This window comes from Streptomyces sp. NPDC007164 (assembly GCF_040634135.1).
GTDB lineage: Bacteria > Actinomycetota > Actinomycetes > Streptomycetales > Streptomycetaceae > Streptomyces > Streptomyces sanglieri.
The window spans coordinates 1-19,427 of record NZ_JBEYFB010000016.1; the positions used below are offsets into that span (position 1 = coordinate 1).

14 protein-coding genes and 1 riboswitch are annotated in these 19,427 nt (G+C 71.5%); of the genes, 7 read left to right on the top strand and 7 right to left on the bottom strand.

Going from position 1 to position 19,427, the window contains the following annotated elements; all coding sequences use genetic code 11:
• Positions 1-385: 385 nt before the first annotated feature.
• Complete coding sequence (locus ABZ622_RS20830; RefSeq protein WP_360545164.1) at positions 386-1,291, top strand: maleylpyruvate isomerase family mycothiol-dependent enzyme; 906 nt, start codon at positions 386-388, stop codon at positions 1,289-1,291.
• 48 nt (positions 1,292-1,339) lie between these two features.
• Here ABZ622_RS20830 and ABZ622_RS20835 read toward each other — a convergent pair whose 3' ends face one another.
• Positions 1,340-3,169, bottom strand: a complete 1,830-nt coding sequence (locus tag ABZ622_RS20835; RefSeq protein ID WP_360545166.1) for an AAA family ATPase — start codon at positions 3,167-3,169, stop codon at positions 1,340-1,342.
• 402 nt (positions 3,170-3,571) lie between these two features.
• On the opposite strand from ABZ622_RS20835, the gene ABZ622_RS20840 reads away from it, so the two are divergent.
• A complete protein-coding gene (locus ABZ622_RS20840; protein ID WP_360545168.1) occupies positions 3,572-5,704 on the top strand; it encodes a tetratricopeptide repeat protein in 2,133 nt (710 codons plus the stop codon).
• An 18-nt stretch (positions 5,705-5,722) separates the two neighbouring features.
• On the opposite strand, the gene ABZ622_RS20845 is transcribed toward ABZ622_RS20840, so the two are convergent.
• Positions 5,723-7,573, bottom strand: coding sequence for a hypothetical protein (locus ABZ622_RS20845; RefSeq protein WP_360545445.1), 1,851 nt, complete (start codon positions 7,571-7,573; stop codon positions 5,723-5,725).
• Positions 7,574-7,678: 105 nt separating this feature from the next.
• Positions 7,679-8,113: a GtrA family protein gene (locus ABZ622_RS20850; protein WP_360545170.1), complete on the bottom strand. Its 435-nt coding sequence runs from the start codon at positions 8,111-8,113 to the stop codon at positions 7,679-7,681.
• A gap of 290 nt (positions 8,114-8,403) precedes the next feature.
• Between ABZ622_RS20850 and ABZ622_RS20855 the strand changes: the two genes are divergently transcribed.
• On the top strand, positions 8,404-9,228 hold the full coding sequence (locus ABZ622_RS20855; RefSeq protein ID WP_360545172.1) for an SAM-dependent methyltransferase: 825 nt from the start codon (positions 8,404-8,406) through the stop codon (positions 9,226-9,228).
• 120 nt (positions 9,229-9,348) lie between these two features.
• Complete coding sequence (locus ABZ622_RS20860) at positions 9,349-10,188, top strand: SAM-dependent methyltransferase (protein ID WP_360545174.1); 840 nt, start codon at positions 9,349-9,351, stop codon at positions 10,186-10,188.
• A gap of 69 nt (positions 10,189-10,257) precedes the next feature.
• On the opposite strand, the gene ABZ622_RS20865 is transcribed toward ABZ622_RS20860, so the two are convergent.
• Positions 10,258-12,984, bottom strand: coding sequence for a TIM-barrel domain-containing protein (locus ABZ622_RS20865; RefSeq protein WP_360545176.1), 2,727 nt, complete (start codon positions 12,982-12,984; stop codon positions 10,258-10,260).
• 338 nt (positions 12,985-13,322) lie between these two features.
• Between ABZ622_RS20865 and ABZ622_RS20870 the strand changes: the two genes are divergently transcribed.
• The 3 genes from ABZ622_RS20870 (at position 13,323) to ABZ622_RS20880 (ending at position 16,511) form a co-directional block, all read left to right on the top strand.
• A complete protein-coding gene (locus ABZ622_RS20870; RefSeq protein ID WP_360545178.1) occupies positions 13,323-14,636 on the top strand; it encodes a cytochrome P450 in 1,314 nt (437 codons plus the stop codon).
• Positions 14,633-15,895 (top strand): cytochrome P450, encoded by a 1,263-nt coding sequence (locus tag ABZ622_RS20875; protein ID WP_360545180.1) that lies wholly within the window; start codon positions 14,633-14,635, stop codon positions 15,893-15,895. The genes ABZ622_RS20870 and ABZ622_RS20875 overlap by 4 nt, the downstream gene beginning before the upstream one ends.
• A 50-nt stretch (positions 15,896-15,945) precedes the next feature.
• Positions 15,946-16,055: riboswitch (SAM riboswitch) on the top strand.
• A gap of 48 nt (positions 16,056-16,103) precedes the next feature.
• Positions 16,104-16,511: a hypothetical protein gene (locus ABZ622_RS20880; RefSeq protein WP_360545182.1), complete on the top strand. Its 408-nt coding sequence runs from the start codon at positions 16,104-16,106 to the stop codon at positions 16,509-16,511.
• A gap of 7 nt (positions 16,512-16,518) precedes the next feature.
• Here the strand turns inward: ABZ622_RS20880 and ABZ622_RS20885 are convergent, their stop codons facing one another.
• The 3 genes from ABZ622_RS20885 to ABZ622_RS20895 all read right to left on the bottom strand — a co-directional run bounded on the left by ABZ622_RS20885 (position 16,519) and on the right by ABZ622_RS20895 (position 19,260).
• Positions 16,519-17,040 carry a DUF4232 domain-containing protein gene (locus tag ABZ622_RS20885; RefSeq protein WP_360545184.1) on the bottom strand — a complete coding sequence of 174 codons (522 nt, stop codon included), beginning with the start codon at positions 17,038-17,040 and terminating at the stop codon, positions 16,519-16,521.
• A gap of 146 nt (positions 17,041-17,186) precedes the next feature.
• Positions 17,187-17,768: a hypothetical protein gene (locus ABZ622_RS20890; protein WP_360545186.1), complete on the bottom strand. Its 582-nt coding sequence runs from the start codon at positions 17,766-17,768 to the stop codon at positions 17,187-17,189.
• Positions 17,769-17,892: 124 nt separating this feature from the next.
• Positions 17,893-19,260: a cytochrome P450 gene (locus ABZ622_RS20895; RefSeq protein WP_360545188.1), complete on the bottom strand. Its 1,368-nt coding sequence runs from the start codon at positions 19,258-19,260 to the stop codon at positions 17,893-17,895.
• Between the last annotated feature and the right edge of the window lie 167 nt (positions 19,261-19,427).

The following is a 19,427-nucleotide window of genomic DNA, read 5'->3' on the forward strand; positions in this document are numbered from 1 at the left end:
CACCCCCCAGGTCATTCCTTCGACAGGGGGACACAGTCATGCCGGGCCCGGAGGCCAGCGGCCCTCTTGCAGGACCGCGAAAAAGATAACGGGGGGGCGGAAGGTGGTGCCGCCCACCAAAGCAGGGGGAGTTACCCGTGGGTAGACATCGGATGCAGGCAGACTTGCCGCAACCGTACGAATGGGCGCCGCGATGCGGCCGCGCCGGCTCGACCGGTCCCGCACAGCGACGGGAGCCGATCGGGACCGGTGGCGTTGTGGCCCTTGTCGCGGCCTTCGCCACCTGGTCTTCTGTACCACGGGCGCAGTGGGGCGCCCGGGACGCAGCCTGAGGGCAGGGCCGTTCACATCCGGGCGGGCGGGCTCGGCAGAAGCGGGGAGAAGCGTGGAATCAGCGACCGGACGCGACGCGCGGGACACGCTGCCCGAAGGGCTCGGCGATGCCCTGCGGGGCACCGCCGAGGACATCGCGGCGGTGTTGCGCGGGGTCGCGGACACGAGTGTTCCGGTGCCCCGGTCGGAGTGGACCGTGGGGGAGGCCGCGGCACATCTGGCACAGGCCAACGAGCTGATGGCCGATATCGCGGCCGGCCGGGAACGCCGCTACGGGGACGGAACGCCGCAGAGCCTGGCCGCCGCCAATGAACAGGCGCTCGCGGAGTTCGGCGAGCGGGCCGCCGGGCCGCTGGCGGAGCTGATCGTGAGGCACACCGATGGGTACCTCACGGCCTTCGAACGGTGCGCGACGGACAGCGTCGGGACCGGTGGCGGGACGGGTGGCGGGGCGGGCGGCCGGACCGGCGGGGGCATGGGCGGAGGGACCGGTGAAACGGCCGGGACCGTGGTTACGCCGCTGGGGCCGATGAGCCGGGAGGTGCTGGGCTCGTACCTGCTGACCCACATGCTCGGCCATGGCTACGACCTCGCCCGTGCGCTGGGGCGCCCCCACATGATCGACCGCACACGCGTCGAACTGTCCCTGCCGTTCCTGATCACGGCGATGCCCAGGGTCACCGATGCCGCCACCACCGCCCGGCTCACCGCCAGTTACACGGTCCGTCTGTGGGGCGGCGCCCGATTCGGTGTCACGTTCACCGACGGCGCCGTGACCGTCACCCCTGGGCCGCCGGCCCGCCCGGACTGCACCATCCTCATCGAGCCGGTCACCTTCCTCCTGATGGCGCTCGGCCGCATCGGCCCGAACGGCGCCATGGCCCGGGGCCGGGTGTTCGCCCGGGGCCGCAGACCCTGGCTCGCACTCCGGTTCCCGGGGCTGTTCAAGGCACCCTGAGTCCTGAGTCCTGAGCCCTGAGTCCTGAGCCCGGGGATGCTCCGACCTCTACGCCGGGTTCCCGTGGGATTCCATGAGCTCCTGGTGGGCCGCCATCACGTCCTGGGTGAGCACGGTGGTGATCTCCTCACGGGTCGGTGTCGAACCGCCCGAGTGCTCGGCGTACAGCCGCAGGTCCCGCTGCGCGGCGGCCTTCTGGCACAGTTCACGGGCGAATCGGGCATTGCCCAGGGTGTCGGCCATGCCGCCGTCCACGGCAGCGGCGAAGAGGTCGCCGAGCGCGGTGGCGGCCGCCGTGTCGGGCACGTCGCCCTGATCGCCCAGGATGGACCGGGCGATCAGCAGCAGTTCCTGCGCGGAGTAGGAGGGGAAGTCGACCCGGGTGTTGAACCGGGACACCAGCCCCGGGTTGGCGGCGAGCAGACCGGTCATCTCCTCGCGGTACCCGGCGAGTACGACCACGAGCCGGTCCCGGTCGTCCTCGGCCCGCTTCAGGAGCACCTGGAGCGCCTCGTCGCCGAACGCGTCGCCACCGCTGTACCCGCTGTTGGACAGGGCGTACGCCTCGTCGATGAACAGCACACCGTTCAGGGCGGAGTCGATGACCTTGCTGGTCTTGATGGCGGTGGATCCGAGGTGCTGCCCGACGAGGTCGACGCGCTGGGCCTCGACGACATGCCCGGAACTCAGCAGCCCCAGCCCGGCGAAGACCTTGCCGATGACGCGGGCGACGGTCGTCTTGCCGGTGCCGGGAGGGCCCGCGAAGACGAAGTGCCGGGGCCGGGCGCCGCTCGGCAGGCCCTGCTCCTCCCGGAGCGCCGCCATGCGCAGCTGCGCGATCAGGGTGAGCACCTGCCGCTTCACCGGCTCCAGGCCGATCATGCCGTCCAGCGCCTGCTGGGCCTCCGCGAGCAGACGGGCCATCTCCTCGCGCGACAGCCCGACCGCACCGTCCGTCTCCGGCTGCCCGGAGTTCTGCCCGGCGCCCGGAGCGGCCGCCGGGACAGGGGGTACGGAGGCGGGCGTACGGGGCCGCGGGGGCGCCGCAGGGGAAGGCGAAGCGGAGGGGGAGGAGGGGGAAGGGGAGGGTGCGGAAGGCTCCCCGGCCACGGACGAAGCCGTCGGAGCCGTGGAACGCGCCTGCGCCCGTACGTCCACGTCGAAGAGGCCCGGCGCACACCGGAACGCGTACTGGTACCGCCTCAGCGCCTCCTCGGGCCGGCCCAGCGACTCCAGGGACCGGCCCATGAAGTACTTGACCTCCGCGTCGAACCGGCTCCCCGACTCCAGCTTCTTCGGCAGCTCCGCCAGCACGTTCAGCGCCTCGTGGCAGACCCCCTGCGCGAACAGCGCCGCCCCCACGTACAGCTGGGCCTCGTCGTGCAGGAAGGCGTCACGGATCCCTGGGGCGAACCGGAGCACGAGGGCCCAGTCCTCCTTGAGGAAGGCGTACCGCGTACACACGAACCGGGTCTCGTCGCAGTCAAGTTGAGCCGTGGAGAGCCCGGCCCAGGCCTCGTCGAGCTTTCCGGTGTCCAGCAGCGAGGTCATCGCCGCCACCCAGAGGTCGCGGGCGTTCTCCAGCCGGAAGGTGACGTAGTGCCCGAGCTGGAACCGGGAGCGCAGCGGCATCCCGAACTTCGAACGCAGCGCGCCGAATGAGCCGGAGGACCGGACCATCCCGTCCAGCGCCTCCTTCTGGCGCTGCCCGGTCGCATGCAGCCCCAGCCAGGCATCGGCGGCCAGGGGGTCCTGCTCGGCGGCGAACGAGAAACGTTCCGCGGCGGCCGCCTCATTGCCCTGGTTCAGCAGCGCCACCGCCTGCTGCCAAGCCTGCTCGGCCTTCCTGGGCGAACCCCGGTGTGCGGCTCCCTGCACAGTTACTCCCCTCGACGGGCCCCCGGCCCGCGCGCCGACGGCCGACGGGGCTCGCCGTGACGACCTGGAACAACCGCCAGGATATCCAACACGGTGTGGCGTGCGGTGGACACACTCGACGACCGTACGGCCGCATCCGCGAAAGAACGGCGGAAGACGCCGGGACGCGGCGAACGGGCGGCGGCGAGGGCGGCGGTGCCGAAGTGCCGAATCCGGCCGGACGCCGATGAAAGGGTCGCTTTCAGGACAGTTGAACGGCCGTCCCGCGTCAGCCCGTACGGCCACCACCACGATGTCCGGGGGAGACCGGCCCGTCTGACGCTAACGTTGATCCGCACGGTGACAGCGACGGTGCCGGGGAGGGCGTACCGCGCGGAACACCGGGAACGAGGAGTGCGCGACATGCTCGATCCCACTTCGGTGGCGGCGATTTCGGCGGTACTCGGCGCGGTCGGCTCGGGGATGGCCAACGAGGCCGGCAAATGGGCCTGGGAGTCCACCGGAGGCGTCGTGCGGAGAATCGTCGGCCGTGAGGTCCCCGCACCCGTGGCCCCGGACGAACGGGAAGACGTCGCCCGCATGGTCCACGACCGGCTGCGCACCGATCCGCAACTCGCCGCCTCCTGGACCGCTTTCGCCGCCCGGATGCGCCGCGACCCCGCCCCGGCCCGGACGGTGCGGTCGGACCTCCCCGCCTCCATAAGGTTCTTCACGGATCGCAAGGAGGCGATGAAGCAGCTCCAGAAGGAGGCGTCCCGCCGCGCCGACGGACGGCCCCGGCTCGCCCTGGTGCACGGTCCGGACGGCATGGGCTCCAGCACCCTCGCCGTGCACTTCGGAGCACAGCCCACCCGGCTCTTCCCGGACGGCCAGATCTACGCCGACCTCGGGGGCCGCGGCATCGGCGGCGCACGCGACGTCGGAACCGTACTGCGCGCCCTGCTGCGTCAACTCCGGGTTCCGGACGAGGAGATGCCGACCGGGACCGGCGAGCTCGGCGAGTTCTTCCGCCACTGCGTGGCGGACCTGCGGCTTCTGATCGTGCTCGACCACGCGTACTCCGCCTCGCAGGTGAGGCCGTTCCTCACCTCGGCACCCGGCGTGTTCACGATCCTGGTCGCCCGCGCCCCCTTCCCCGGCATCGACGCCGTCCGGGTGCCCGTCGGCCCGCTCACGGACCGGGACGCGGTACGGCTGCTCACCGACATCACCGGCAAGTCCACGGTCGCCGCCGCCCGCGCCACCCTGCCCTCGCTGCTCCAGCGCTGCGGCGGGTCGCCCTACGCCCTGCGCGCCGCCGCGCACCAGCTCTCCGCACCCACGCTTCCGCCGCGTCGCGCCGGGACGGACGGCGACCCGGTACAAGGCGCGGCCGAGGACAACTACCGGCTCCTGGAACCGGAGTCCGCCCGCCTGTACCGGCTGATGGCGCTGCGCGACTGGCCCGCCTTCGACGCCGCCACGGCCGCCCGGACCACCGGCCACGACCCCGACGCGACAGCGGAACTCCTGGCGGACCTGGCCGACCGGATGCTCCTGGAACGCGGCACCGGCGCGACCGGCAGCGGTCGCTACCACTACCGTCACACGGTCCGCGCACACGCCGAGGCGGCCGCGATCCGGGACGACGGGATCGCGGCCTGCTCGGCGGCGCTCGCCCGCACCCTGAACGCCTACGCGGAACTGGCCGCATCGGCCGCCCACCAGGCGCTCCCGGAGAGCTGGCGGGTACCCGCGCCCGCCGAGGGCCGCACCGGGCAGACGTACGAGGACCGGGGCGCCGCCCTCGACGCGCTGCTCGCGGAATCGGGCAACCTGGTAGAGGCGGTGCGCTGCGCCGAGGAGTCCGGTGACCCGGAATCCGCCGTACGCCTGTGCCGTGCCCTGTGGCCGCTGCAGCTCAAGGCCGGCCACCACGAGATGCTGCTGCCGGCGCTCCGCATCGGCGCGCGCCTCATCGACGCCCATCGCCCCACGAGCCTCGACGCCGGATCCCTGCACGCACAACTGGCCCACTCCCTCACCGAGTTGAAGCGCTGGCAGGAGGCGGAGACGGAGGCCCTGGCAGCGGCGACGGCCGAGGCGGCGGCGGGCCACAAGCGGGGCCACGCCTCGGCCGTCGAATTCCTGGGACTGCTGAGACTGCGCCAGTGGCGCTACCAGGAGGCGCACGACTGCTTCGAGGAGGCCGGCGGCATCCTGGGCACCATGGGCGGACAGGACGAGGGAACGGGCGACGTGCCGCGTGCCGAGGCACTGCTGGAGCGCCATCGGGGGCGGGCACTGCGCGGGCTGGGGCGGCGCGAGGAGGCCCGGCGGTACCTGGAGACCGCGCTGTCGTACTTCCGGTCGAGCGGTGACACGTACAACACGGCCCGGACCCTCACGGATCTCGCCGAGACCTGGCTGGACGAGGACGACACCGATTCGGCGCGCCCGCTGATCGAGGCGGCGATCACGACCCTCGACGGCCAGCGCGCCACATTCCACCTGGTCCATCTGCGACGCATGCGGGAACGCTGCGTGGCTCCGTAGCCCCCGTTGCGGCCCTCCTCAGCCCGCCGAGCCGGACGGCGACAGAGGAACGACCCGCACGCGATGGAGCCGGTCGCCCGTACGCAGGACGAGCCCGTCGGTCACCGCCCGCGCGTGGGCGGTGACCGTCCCCCGGCCCTCCGCGGCCAGCCAGGCGTACAGGGCGGAGGCGTACGCGGCGGGGTCCGGGCCGGCCACGTCCTCCGCATCGGCGTCGGGCACCGCCAGCATCCGGAGCGGCTCCCCGCCACGCACCCGCACCAGGCACTCGGACGGGCCGGTCACATAGGCCGCCAGGGAGCAGCCCGGATGCCGGCGGAGCACCTCGGTGGTCCAGCCGGACGGCGAACCGAACCGCGGATCGTCGGGTCCGCCCTCCCGGAAGATGACGTCGGCCAGCTCCAGCTGGTCCACCTCGCGGGTGTCCTCGTGGACGGCGATGTGCAGCTCGCCGACGGGATCCGGTCCGGTCCCGGGGCGCGCCCCCGTCCAGCGGCTGACGGCGATCTCCCCCGGCCCGAGCACCCGGGTCAGCACCCGCAACGGCACGGTGACCGTCCCGGCCTCGTACCCGGGCAGCGGGAGCGGCTCCAGTGTCGCGGGCCGATCGGGTTCCGGCGCACCGGCCATCGAGTAGAAGAGCCCGCGGAGCCTCGCCGCGGACTCACCGGGCACGGAGGTGGTGAATTCGGCCGGACCGGGCAACGGCCGGTGGCAGCTGATGAGTTCCTCGATCTGCGCCGACAGGGACGCGTCGGGGTCGAGCCTCGGCGCCTCCCGCATGAACGCGGAGATCGGCGCGTCGGGGTCGAGGGCGTGGAGCGGCACGGCCCCCAGGAGTACCGGAGTGCCGAGGGCGGCCGCGTAATAGGTGACGGATCCGTGGTCCCCGATCACGGCATCGGCCGCCAGCAGGGCCTGCCGCCACCCCGTCAGCGGATCGATCAGCGCCATCCCGCCGCGCCGCGCGCGATCGAGCCAGGCGCGGATCTGACCGGGGCCGTGTCCGTGCCAGATGTTGGGGTGCAGTACGGCGGCGAACCGGAATTCGTCCACGGGGAACTCGTCGGCGACCCGGTCGAGCAGCGCGGCGACGACATCTCCTCCGCGCCGGCCGTCCCCCGGAACCTCGGTCCCGTCACCGAAGAGGGACTCCGAGTTCCAGGTCGAGTTGAGCAGGACGAGCCGCTGACCGGGACGTACCCCCAACGCGCGGCGGAAACGCTTGCGACGGGTGCGTGCGGCGAGGATCCGGTCGAAGCAGGGGTCCCCGGCGAGCACGGCGGTCGGTGCGGCCTCGGGGCAGGCACCACGCAGTCGTTCGAGCTGCTCGGGGTGGGAGAGGACGAGCGCGTCCGCGACGGGAGTGCCCCGGTCCGACAGCAGCCACCCAGGCGCGAGCCCGAACACGGGCGCAGGCGCCCCCGCCCCCAGTCCGGTGTCCGGTGTCCGGTGTCCGGTGTCCGGTGTCCGGTGTCCGGTGTCCGGTGTCGCCAGCCTCTTAGTGTATCCGACGCCGTGTGAGAGAACGGCCAACTTCCCTGAAAACGCTTCCAGTTGACCGCCGAAACTGGCGGAGACCACCAGGTCCACCTCCGTCTCGACGGCCTGCTCCCACGGCAGCACCGGCACCCCGGTGTCGGCCAGTAGCTCGGCCGTACCGGCCGCGAACGCGGAGGAGCCCGTGCAGGTCGCCAGCAACTGCACCCGCAGATCGTCGTCGAACAGAGGCAGCACGTCGAGCAGCCGCGTCGCGGCGGTCACGTTGTGCACGACGAGCAGCACCCGCAGGCACTTCCCCCGGGTCGCCCACCGCGCCGCGTCGTCCCCCACCGGCACCCGGACCCACCCGGCCCGCCCGTACTCCATTCGCACGCCCCTCATCCGCCCCGCCCGCCCGCGGGCTCCGCTCGCCCGTGCGACCGGCCACGACAGTCAACCAGCACGATCGCGGCCCCGGCCACCGAGGGGGCGTCATACGGCCATCATCGCCGCGGACTTGTCCAGCGCGTCGTCGGGCGGAGTGCGACGGTGCCCGCTCCGGGCGCGGTCCCCGAAGACGACGACCCGCAGCAGCACGAACCGTCCGGCCCCCGCCAGGGCGGACGCCACCAGATAGACCGTCTGCGCGGCCGGCGGCGAGGCGTCGGGCCGCACGGCGAACAGACAGAGCAGCGCCCCCGTCGTGAACGCATAGCTCACGGCGACCGTCGCCCCGGACTGGAGATGGACCCGCCAGCCCCGGCGTTCGCTCCGGAACGAGATCCGCCGGTGCAACTCGGTCGCGAGCACCGTGGAGACGACGGTGACCAGCGCGTTGGCGACGGCCATCGGTAGGCGCCCGCTGAGCAGCACGACCGCCGCGCTCGACGCCAGCCCGACCCCGCCACCACACACGACGAAGCGCACGAAGGCCGCGGCGAGAGGGCGAAGGGCGCGCGTCCGCCGAGGTGTTGGGGCGGTCACAGGCGGGGCCTCCGGAGAGTTCGGGGGAACGGTGATTCGATTCCACCCCAGAACCTACGGAGTCGGCGTCGTTCGAGCGACCCGATAACGTCCGGACTCAAGCGGGAGACAACCGGGAACCAACTCCGGACCGGCCCCGGGAGACGTGCCGGGTGACGTATGCGGCCATAACTCTCGCGACGCCCAGGTAGGTTAAGGCCATAGCTTGATCAGTTCCGCGTCCGGAGGTCTCCATGAGTGAGCATCAGTCGTCCATCACCCCTCCCGCCCGGCCGGTGGCGGACCGGATCGACACCACCAGGCCTCATTCCGCCCGCTTCTGGAACTACTTCGTGGGCGGCAAGGACAACTACGAGGTCGACCGCGAGGTCGGTGACCAGATCAAGGCCTTCTTCCCGGGGCTCGTCGACGTGGCGGTGGCGGGGCGGCAGTTCCTGCGGCGCTCGGTGAGCCACCTCGTTCAGGAGCGGGGCGTCCGGCAGTTCCTGGACATCGGGACAGGACTGCCCACCGCGGACAACACCCACCAGGTGGCCCAGGACATCGCACCCGAGTCGCGCATCGTGTACGTGGACAACGACCCGCTCGTGCTGACCCATGCCCGTGCGCTGCTGACCAGTTCCCCCGAGGGCGTCACCGACTACATCGACGCCGACCTCTACGACCCGGACGCCATCCTCGCCCAGGCGGCGAAGACGCTCGACTTCGACCGGCCCGTGGCCCTGATGCTGCTCGGCATACTCGGGCACGCGGGCGACTTCGCGAAGGCGCGTGAGGTGGTCGGCAGGCTGATGGCGGGGCTGCCGGCCGGCAGCTGCCTCGTGATGTACGACGGGACGCGTACCAGCGAGGGCATGATCGCCGCGGAGAAGGCGTACATCGAGAGCGGCGCGGTGCCGTACTACGTGCGCGAGCCCGACGAGATCGTCACGCTCTTCGACGGACTGCGGATCCTCGACCCCGGCTTCGTCCGGCTCAGCGAGTGGCATCCCGACGCCGACAGTGCGACCGTGCCCGCGGACGTGGACGCCTTCGGGGGTATCGGTGTGAAGGAGTGACGAGCCCCGGGGCCCGATGAGGGCGCCCGGCCGCCGGAGCACGTGTGTCCACGCGGCCGGGCGGGCGACCGCTGCGAGATCCTGAGACAGGAAGCTGATCAGTACCAGGGGGAATGCCAGATGACAGGGTACGGATCCGGTGCGGACCGCATCGACACTACCAGGCCGCATCCCGCGCGGGTGTACGACTGGTTTCTGGGCGGGAAGGACAACTATCCCGTCGACGAGGAGCTCGGGCGGCAGATCGCCGGGCTCTCGCCGGACACGAAACGCATCGCGCGCCACAACCGGTGGTTCATGCACCGGGCGATGCGCCGGCTGGCGGGCGAGGAGGGGATACGGCAGTTCCTCGACATCGGCTCCGGCATTCCCACCGAGCCCAACCTGCACCAGATCGTCCAGAGCACGGCGCCCGACGCCCGGGTCGTGTACGTGGACAACGACCCCATCGTCCTGGCCCATGCCGGGGCGCTGCTGAGCGGGACCGCCGAGGGGGTGACCGCGTACCTGGACGCCGATGTGCGGCAGCCGGAGCGGATCCTCGGACTCGCCGCCGATGTCCTCGATCTCGACCGGCCCGTCGCGCTCTCCCTCATCGCCCTGCTGCATTTCGTCGACGACGGGGACGACGGCGAGGAGAAGGGCCGGAGTGAAGGGGCCTACGCGCTGGTGGCGCGCTTGATGGAGCGGCTCGCCCCCGGGAGCTGTCTGGTGCTGTCACAGCTCACCGGTGACTTCGACCCGGAGAGCGTGGCGAAGGGGGTGGCCTCGTACGCGGCGGGCGGTGTGACGCTCGTACCGAGGTCGCACCGGGCCATCAGCCGGTTCTTCGACGGGCTGGAAATGGTGGAGCCCGGCCTGGTGCCGGTCGTCGACTGGCATCCGGAGCTCAGTGTCGGTGAGCTCCCGGTGGAGACGCAGCCGGTGCCGATCTACGGCGCGGTCGCCCGCAAGCCGTAGCGTCCCGGGCGCGGGGGCCGGGGGCCGTCCGGAGACGGCCCCCGGCCATCCGGCGCCGTGCCGGGCCGGTTACTTCCGCAGCTCGACCGTGAAGCCGCGCCCGGTGGAGACGGACGGTGTCCTGACCTCCGTGATCCCGGTCGCAGGGTCGGTGAACCAGCCCGACCCGGCCTTCGCGAGCTCCGCCGCCGAGTTCATCCGGTGCAGGCGGCTGTGGCCCATGACGACCTGCGACGGCGCGTGCTCGCCGTGCACGGTGAGGTCGTACGAGCGGGCGGACACCTTGCCCCGGTAACTCCCCACACTCGCGCCGATCCTGACGGTGGTGCCGCCCCCCTTGCCGTGGGCGGGGGCCTGGACCCGGACGTGCTGGGTGGCCGAGGCGCCCTCGGCGAACTTCCGCGTCACGCCGTCGTCCTCGTAGAGCGTGTACTCGGTGGTGCCCTGCGGGTGGATGTCGTAGCCGAGCCGGGTCCGGTCCCGGGACTCCCAGGACACGGTGCCCTCGGGCCACATCGGCACGATCGATCCTCCCCTGACGAAGAGCGGCAGGGTGTCGAGCGGCGCCTTGTAGCCGTTGACGGTGGTCGGGCCCTGGTAGGTCTTCCCCGTCCAGTAGTCCGTCCAGGTGCCCTTCGGCAGGTAGATGCCGTTACGGACGTCCGTGTCGCTGTACACCGGCGCGACCAGGAAGTCGGGTCCGGCCAGGAACTCGTACTTGGCGTCCGGACCGAGCGCCGCCGGGTCGTCGGGGTACTCGAGCGCGAGCGGCCGGACCGCGCCGACACCGGTCCTGGTGGCTTCCTTCGACAGGGTGTACATGTACGGCAGCAGCCGCTCCTTCAGCATCAGGTACTTGCGGTTGATGGAGGTGTACGGCTCGCCGTCCAGCCACGGCTGCTGGTCGTGCGGCTGCTTGGTGGTGATGTCACTGGCCCAGCCGTCCATGGTCATGATGGCCGGGAGGAACGCCTTCCACTGGAGGTCGCGGGTGTACATCTCGGGGTCGTGACGGTAGATGCTGCCGACGTCGCCCGTGTTGTACGCGATGCCGGACATGGTCGCTCCGGCGTACGTCGGGATCTGCCAGCGGATGAAGTCCCAGGACAGGCTCTGGTCCCCGCTCCACAGCACACCGCAGCGCTGGGCACCGGCCCAGGACACGGGCAGCCAGACGAAGCCGCGGGCGTCGCTGTTGTTCTCGATACCGGCCTTGGCCTGGTCGCAGGCGTCCAGCGCGAAGCCGTAGCCGCCGCCGACCCAGGCGACGTCCAGCTTGCGGACGCGTACCCCGGCCTTGGCCTCCGCGGCCTCGTCGGGCAGACCGTTCTGTGTCCAGAGCCCGAGCTGGGCATGGTTCTTGTTGAGTCCCGCACCGGTCTCCGGGAGGTTCTCGTAACCGCATCCGTAGCCGTCGTTGACGAGCATCCAGCCGAGCGGCATCCCGTTGTCGGCATAGCTGTCGGAGACCTTCAGCGCGTCCAGGGTGTGGCGCTCGCCCCGGTTGGCGTTGTGCAGGTAGCAGTCGGCGGAGCCGGGCTCCAGCCCGTACACCGGGGGCATGAACGGCTTGCCCACCAGGGAGGTGTACTTGCCGATGACCGTCTTGGTGTCACCGGTGAAGTAGTACGCGTCCAGGCGCCGTTCCTGCTGACCGGTTCTCACCGGGGAGCCGAAGTCGTAGATGCCGGGCGTCATGGTGTTGCGGAACACGCCGTAGCCGGCCGTGGAGAGGTAGAACGGCTGGGAGTTGTTGTAACCGCCCTCGTTCCAGTCGGTGTTGTTGCCGACGTTCATGATTCGGTCGCGGTGCGAGAAGCTGCCGTTCTGCTCGCCGCCGCCGAAGAACTGCTCGTCGGTCCCGCGCTTCAGGCTCTGCCGCATGCCACCGCCGGTCCAGCGCAGCGGGTCGGCCTCCTGCCAGACGGCCGTACGGTTGTCGGCCTTGTAGAGGCCGAAGCGCAACGGCTTCTTGTACACGCGCAGCACCACGCCCTTGGAGCGGATCCCGTAATAGGTGCCCGCGTCGAAGGACTTGGTGTGCGGCTGGGCGGTGGGCCGCTGCCGGATCATGTGGCTGTCCTTCGGGTCGGCGAGTACGCCGTCCGGGGATGCCTGAAGCCGCAGTGTGTCGTCGGTGAAGAACTCGGCGCGTGCCTTGAGTGCACCGGCCGCGATCTCGTACCTGCCGTGCGAGCCGCTGAAACCGGTGAGGTTCCCGGCATCGGTGGCCTCGGGCAGATACGCCGTTCCGCTGAAGGAGTTGTTGTGCACGTCGTAGGGGACGACCACCACGTGGTACGTCCCGGAAGCCTTCGGGATGACCGTGGACTCGGGGTCGGCGGTGCCCGCGCTGGAGGCCACCTGTCTGTCGGCCGAGTCGTAGATGTACATGTCGAAGTCGTCCGTGGGCGTCTCCCACTGGATGGAGACAGGGACGCCGCCCTCGGGGTTGTCGTCCCACTGGCCCTCGGGCGGGTCGACAGTCAGGTCGAACCGGGCGCAGACCGCGTTCTCGGGGTCCTCGGCGGCCGTGCCGCACTTGGCGGGGGAGTCGACGGTGCCCTTGGCGTAGACCGGGCTCTGCCACGTCACATTCTTCGTGGTGCCGTCCAGGGTGCCCGCTGGCGTGGCCGCTGCCTGTGCCCGCGGGGCGGGGGCGGTCAGGGCGGTGAGCGCGAGGACGATCACCGAGAGCGTGCCGACCGCCGCTCGACCGGGACGTTTCTTGAGTATCCGCAAGGAGTGTTCTCCGTTCGTACCGAACAGTGAAATAGCCGATGCCTGCGCAGACATGATTGGAACTCTGGATATTCGAGCATCAGAATTCACCGTGCGACCGGTGCATGTCAACGCTTGGTCCGGCGTTCCGGCCGGGTGCCCAGGTCAACGTTTCGAAAAGTGACCGGAGTGGGAATTCGCGGCGGGCGCACGGGTGGGGTGGGTGGTGAGGGGTGGCGCATCCCCGCCCTTTTGATCAACCATGCTCAGAAAACGGACTCACTGGATCGGAATGATGGTGAGAGTGGTCGCGAATAGTGTCCGAAGGCTCACTGAATTTCCCTATAGTGAAGGCGCGTTGATCAACCGACCACCGCTATGAGCGAAGCCTTCGTCGCAGGAGATTCCGTACGATGACGACGCCCGCATCCGCGGTGTCCGGCCACCCGACCGCATCCCCGCCGCCCGGCACCGGGCGCTGCCCGGCAAACGCCGGGGGCTCCGCCGTGCCCCTCAGCGGACCCGGATTCCACACGGAACCCCATGCCGTCTACCGCGCCATGCGGAGCGAACACGGTCCCGTGGTGCCCGTCGAACTGCCCGGAGGGGTACCGGCCTGGCTGGTCATCGGCTACCGCGAACTCCACCAGGTCACCAGCAACGGCGAGTTGTTCCCCAGGGACGTCGGGCTGTGGAACCAGTGGGGGAACATCCCCGAGGACTGGCCGCTGCTGCCGATGGTCGGCCGGCCGATGCCGTCCGTCTACTTCACCGCCGGCGCCGAGCACCGACGCCACGCCGCGATGGTCGGGCAGGCCCTCGAAGAGGTCGAGCACTTCGAACTCCGCAGGGACTGCGAGGAGTTGGCGGACCGCCTCGTCGACGGGTTCTGCCGGCGGGGCACGGCGGACCTGATCGCCGACTTCGCCGTACCGCTGCCGGTGCTCGTCCTCGCCCGCCTGGTCGGATTCCCCGACGCGGACGGGCCGCGGATCGCCGAGGTGCTCGGGGACCTGGCCGACGGCGGGCCGGGAGCGCAGGAGGCCCATCTGCGGTTCGCCGAGAGCATGCGGCGGCTGCTGGCGTCCCGTCGGGCCATGCCCGGGAACGACGTGACCTCGCGCATGCTGGCGTACGCGGGGGAGTTCACCGACGAGGAGTACGTACTCGACCTGATGGCCATCACGGCAGCGGGACACCTCACCACCGCCGACTGGATCGGCAACTCGCTCCGGCTGATGCTCACCGACGACCAGTTCGCCGTGGCGCTCACCGGCGGCCGGCACAGCGTCGCCGAAGCCATGAACGAGGTGCTCTGGGAGGAAGGTCCGACACAGATCCTCGCCGGCCGCTGGGCGGCCCGCGACACCCGGCTGGGAGGCCGCGGCATCCGGGCCGGGGACATGCTGCTGCTGGGCCTGGGCGCGGCCAACGCCGATCCGCACATCCGCCAGCACCTCTCCGCCTCGGGCGGACCGTCCGGTCAGCGCGGCAACAGCGCCCACCTGGCGTTCAGCCACGGCGAGTACCGCTGTCCCTTTCCCGCGCAGGAGATCGCCGAAATCATCGCCCGCACCGGCATCGAGGTGCTGCTCGACCGGCTCCCCGACCTGGAACTCTCCGTACCGGTCGCTGAGTTGGTCCGGCGGCAGTCCGCCTTCCTGCGGGGCATGACCGCGCTGCCCGTCCGGTTCGCCCCCGTCCGTCCGACAGGAGTCCCGTCGTGAACTGCCCGCACGCCGCTGCCCGGGGTGCCGCTTCGAGCGGCGCTCCCGTCGTCCTCGACCCGCTGGTCCAGGACCTGGACGGAGAGACGGCGCGACTGCGCGATGCCGGTCCGCTCGCCAGGATCGAACTGCTCGGCGTTCCGGCCCTGACCGTCACCCGGCACGCGCTGGCCCGCCAACTCCTCGTCGACCCCCGCCTGGTCAAGGACCTCGAAGCCTGGGGGCTCTGGCAGCGCGGCGAGGTCACCCACGAGTGGCCGCTGATCGGCATGATCGACGCCGGTCGCTCCATGTTCACCGTGGACGGCGCCGAGCACCGACGGCTGCGCACCAAGACCTCCCAGGCACTCACCCCGCGCCGGCTGGAGGAGATCCGCCCGGACATCGAGAAGTTCACCGAGGAACTGCTCGACGCGCTCGACGAGGAGAGCGGCAGGAGCGAGAACGGTGTGGTCGACCTCAAGTCCGGGTTCGCCCAGCCGCTGCCGATGCGCGTCGTCGGCATGCTGATGGGTGTGGACGAGGCCGAGCACCCCATGCTGATGAAGCGGTACAAGGCGTTCTTCTCCATGCTCACCCCGCAGGAGGAACGCCTGGCGCTGCTCGCCGAGCTGGACGTGTTCTACGCCGCTCTCGTACAGGAGAGGAAGGCGCGTCCCACCGACGACCTCACCAGCGCGCTCATCCTGGCCGAGGAGGGCGGCGAACCGCTCACCGAGGAAGAGGTGGCGGGCAACCTCAAGGCCATGGTGGCCGCCGGGCACGAGACCACCATCGGGCTGATCCTCAACGCCGTCCGGGCCCTGCTCACCCACCCCGACCAGCTCCGCCGCGTCCTCGACGGTGAGATCCCGTGGGAGACGGTGATCGAGGAGACCCTGCGCTGGGATACCCCCACCACCCATCTGCTGATGCGGTTCGCCACCCAGGACATCCAGGTGGGCGACGAGGTGATCGCGAAGGGCGAGGGGGTGGTGATCTCGTACCGAGCCATCGGCCGCGACATCGAGCAGCACGGGGCGGACGCCGACGCCTTCGACATCACCCGGTCGACTCCGATCCGCCACATGACCTTCGGCCACGGCCCGCACATCTGCCCCGGAGCGGCGCTCTCCCGCGTGGAGGCTGCCATCGCCCTGCCGGCACTCTTCGCACGCTTCCCGGCACTGCGGGCGGCCGTCCCGGACGAGGAGGTCCGCAGGCTGCCGGTGATGACGCAGAACGACATGGAGGCCTTCCCCGTACTGCTGCACGGCTGAGCACCTGACCCCCCGTCGGGCACCGCCGTCCGTGGGATACAGTTCCCGCAGGTCATGAGTTCCAGTGCACAGCCCCGGCTAACTGGACGGCACCCCGCTCCGCTGCGGGTGCTCCGGGTGACGACCGGCCCCGTGCGCAGCGCGCGGGGAACAGCGGACCATCGGGGCGGCGCACCTGGGGTCCATGATCTCGGGAAGACGGAACACCATGCTCCCCCACCTCGTCCAGAACGACGGCTGCACCAGCTACGGCCCCGGTCACCACGTCCACTGGATCCACACCAAGAAGTGCCACCAGGAGCCCGGCCAGGCCGTGGAGCTGCTGCTCACCTCCGGTGACGTCGGCGCCGACGGCTGGTTCGAACTGCGCGCCGCCTTCGACCACGCCGAGGAACTGCCGAGGGTGTGGACACACGCCCCGGCGGCCCTCACCGAACTGCTCACGGCCCACCGCGGACGGGTGTTCTGGCTGCCGCGGTGGCACGCCCTGAAGCTGGTGGACTCCGCAGGCCGGGCCACGTCCCTGGTCAATGCCGGTTTCGAGGCCGGCCCGCTGTGCGCGACGACCGCCCCCGACCCGCGGCGCACCGTCGGCGGCACGAGCTACGGACTGTAGCCGAGCCTCACCCCAGCGCGTCCGCCAGCGCGCTGTCCGCCGCCGCCCGCGACTCCTGCCACAGGGTGGTAACCGGAATCCACACATGGACCCCCTCCGGCATGCCCACGGCGGCCGCGCGGAAGGCGACGCCCAGATGGGAGGGGTCCGCCGCCACCGAGAGGCTGCCGACGACGTGTCCCCCGGCAGCCGCCGGGTCCGCGGTCCGTACGGCGGCGTACGCCCGCTCGCCCGGGGACAGCTCGTAGGGACCGCTCCCGGCGGGCGGGACGGCCTCGGCGGAGCCGTCGAGGCCCCGGAAGGTGATGGTCGGGATCCGGTCCACCACACAGGTCCGGCTGCCGTTGTTGACGACGTCGATCCGGGCCACGTTCCGCTGTCCGCCGGGTGCGGCGTGCACGGAGAGGGCCTTCTCCTGGCAGGTCGCGAGGCGGCTCGCGGTGCCGGTCGTCGCGGACGCCGCGGTGCCGGTCAGCGGCACGGTGGCCGCGACGGCGAGCGCGGCGGTGAGAACGGAGCCAAGACGCATGGTGCTTCTCCCGTTGGATCGACAGCCTGCGGATACGGCCGGGCGGCCCGTCGGCCGGTGCAGCCGACATGGACAGTGTGAACCGTACGACCCGATCCCCGCGACAGATCGGACATATCGGTTCGGTGTATCCGGTGCCGGGAGGGTTACGCTGCTCCCGCCTGGCCGTCCCGCTGCGCACGGGCGCGGACCCGCAGCAGGAACGCGGCCACCATCGGCGCGCCCGTGACGAGGCCCGCCGACAGTGCCACGGCCCAGACCCAGGCGTAGTGCTCGTAGGCCCAGCCGCCCGTCCGGTCGTGGTGCCGGCGGCTGGGGCCCATCATCTCGACGCAGGCCGTGCCGAGCAGCATCAGCAGCGCGAAGCTCAGCACCGCCGCGACGGCCCCGAGCGCCGAACGGGCCCTGCTCGCCGCCCGGCCGACGGTGGCGGCCGAGATCGCCCCGGCCGCGAACGTCACCGGGACCAGCGCGCCGACAGCCACCGCGAAGCCGTAACCCCCGCCCGGGAAGCTGTCCCGCGCCCACCTCCACAGACCGGTGCCGCCGAGCGTGGACCCGATGGCCGGGACGACGATGCCGATCACCACGGCCGCCATGCAGCCGCAGCCGCGGACCGTGTCCCGGCGGCGGCCGGACGCGGTGGCGGAGCCGCGCGGCGGGCGTGCGGTGTACACCAGGGAGGCGGACACGGCCCTGCGCCGGCCGGGCCTGCCGGAACCGCCCATGCGTGTCAGCCTCCTCGGCCGGGGACCGGGCCGACGCGGAGGGCGTGCGGCGCTGCGGACCACGGCAGCCTACGGGGCGGGTCCGAGGGCGGCCGGAGCGGCCACCGGGCCCGCCCCGCGAGCCTCACCGGGGGCGGACCGTCGCCATCACGTCCCGGTCGGGCTGCAGCGTGAGCGACGGGACCGGCTCGATGACACCCGGGTCCACGTCCAGCTCGAAGCGGCGGGCCAGCACGGCCAGGATCAGCACCGACTCGACCATTGCGAACCGGGTGCCCAGACAGACCCGGGGGCCCCCGCCGAACGGGAACCAGGCGTATTCCGCGATGCTGTCGCCCTGCTCCGGATCCCACCGCTCGGGACGGAACTCCTCCGGCTCGGGGAACCACCGCGCGTCGCGCTGAGTCACCCACTGGCTGGTCCACACCCGGGTGCCCTCCGGCATCGGCACACCGCCGATCCGGGCACCCGCCTTCGCGACACCGGTGACCAGCCAGATCGTCGGGTAGAGGCGCAGCGTCTCCTTGACCACGGACTGGGTGTACGTCAGCCGCGCGTAGTCGTCGAACCCCGGCTCCCGGTCGCCGAGCACCCGGTCCAGCTCCTCGGCGAGCGCGGCACGCACCCGCGGATTGCGGGCCAGCAGATACCAGGCCCACACCAGTGTGGAACTGGTCGTCTCGTGCCCGCCGATGTACAGCGTGACCGTCTCGTCGCGGATCTCCCGGTCGGTGAGGCGCTCACCCGTCTCGTCGACCGCCGTCAGCAGCCGGCTCAGCAGATCGGGGCGCTCGTCCCCGCCGTCACGGTGACGGGCGACGACCCGGCCGACCTCGGCGTCGATGACCGCCGCGGCCTTCCTGATCCTGGCCCGGCCGGGGGTCGGCACCCAGTCCGGCAGCAGCGCGCCGATCCCGGCGAACTCCTTGCCGATCTCCTGCTGCGCCACATCCATCGCCCGGCCCATCGCCTCGGCGTCGGCCGCGGTGTCGACACCGAAGATGGTGCGCACCGCGATCCGCTGCGTCAGCGCCGCCATCTCCCGCTTGATGTCGACGCGTTCACCGCCCGACCAGGTGTCCGCCAGCTCCACCGTGCTGCTCGCCATCGTCGCCGCGTACGAGCGCACCTGCTTGGGACGTACGGAGGGCTGCACCAGCGAACGCTTGCGCCGCCAGTCCGTGCCGCGGGCGACCACCACGCCGTTGCCCATCACGGTGCGGAAGGCGATTCCCAGGGCCGGCTGGTCGAAGGAGCGTTCCGTCTCGGTGAGCAGCTCGCCTATGCAGTCCGGATCCGCTATGTACACACAGGAGTTGGGGCCGAATCGCCAGCCCACCATGTCCCCGTGGGAGCGCAGCCGCTCGAAGAAGGCGAGGGGGTTCTTCCCGAACTGCGGCAGGTTCCCGAGGAACGGCAGCCCCTTGGGGCCCGGCACGATCCGGTGGCTCCGCGGCTCGGCGTCGATGGCCGGGCCGGTCTCCGTGGACATGAATGTCTCCGCTCCCTCGTGGCGCACCGGTCCGGTGCGCGGCGACCTGACTTCAGGGGTACCGCGGGCCCTGGAACTGTCATCGGCCTTGTGCGGTACGTGAGTTGTCGAGGGTAGTCGCTGTGCGCCACCGCCGGACGGGCCCCGGGAGCGGGGCCCGTCCGGCG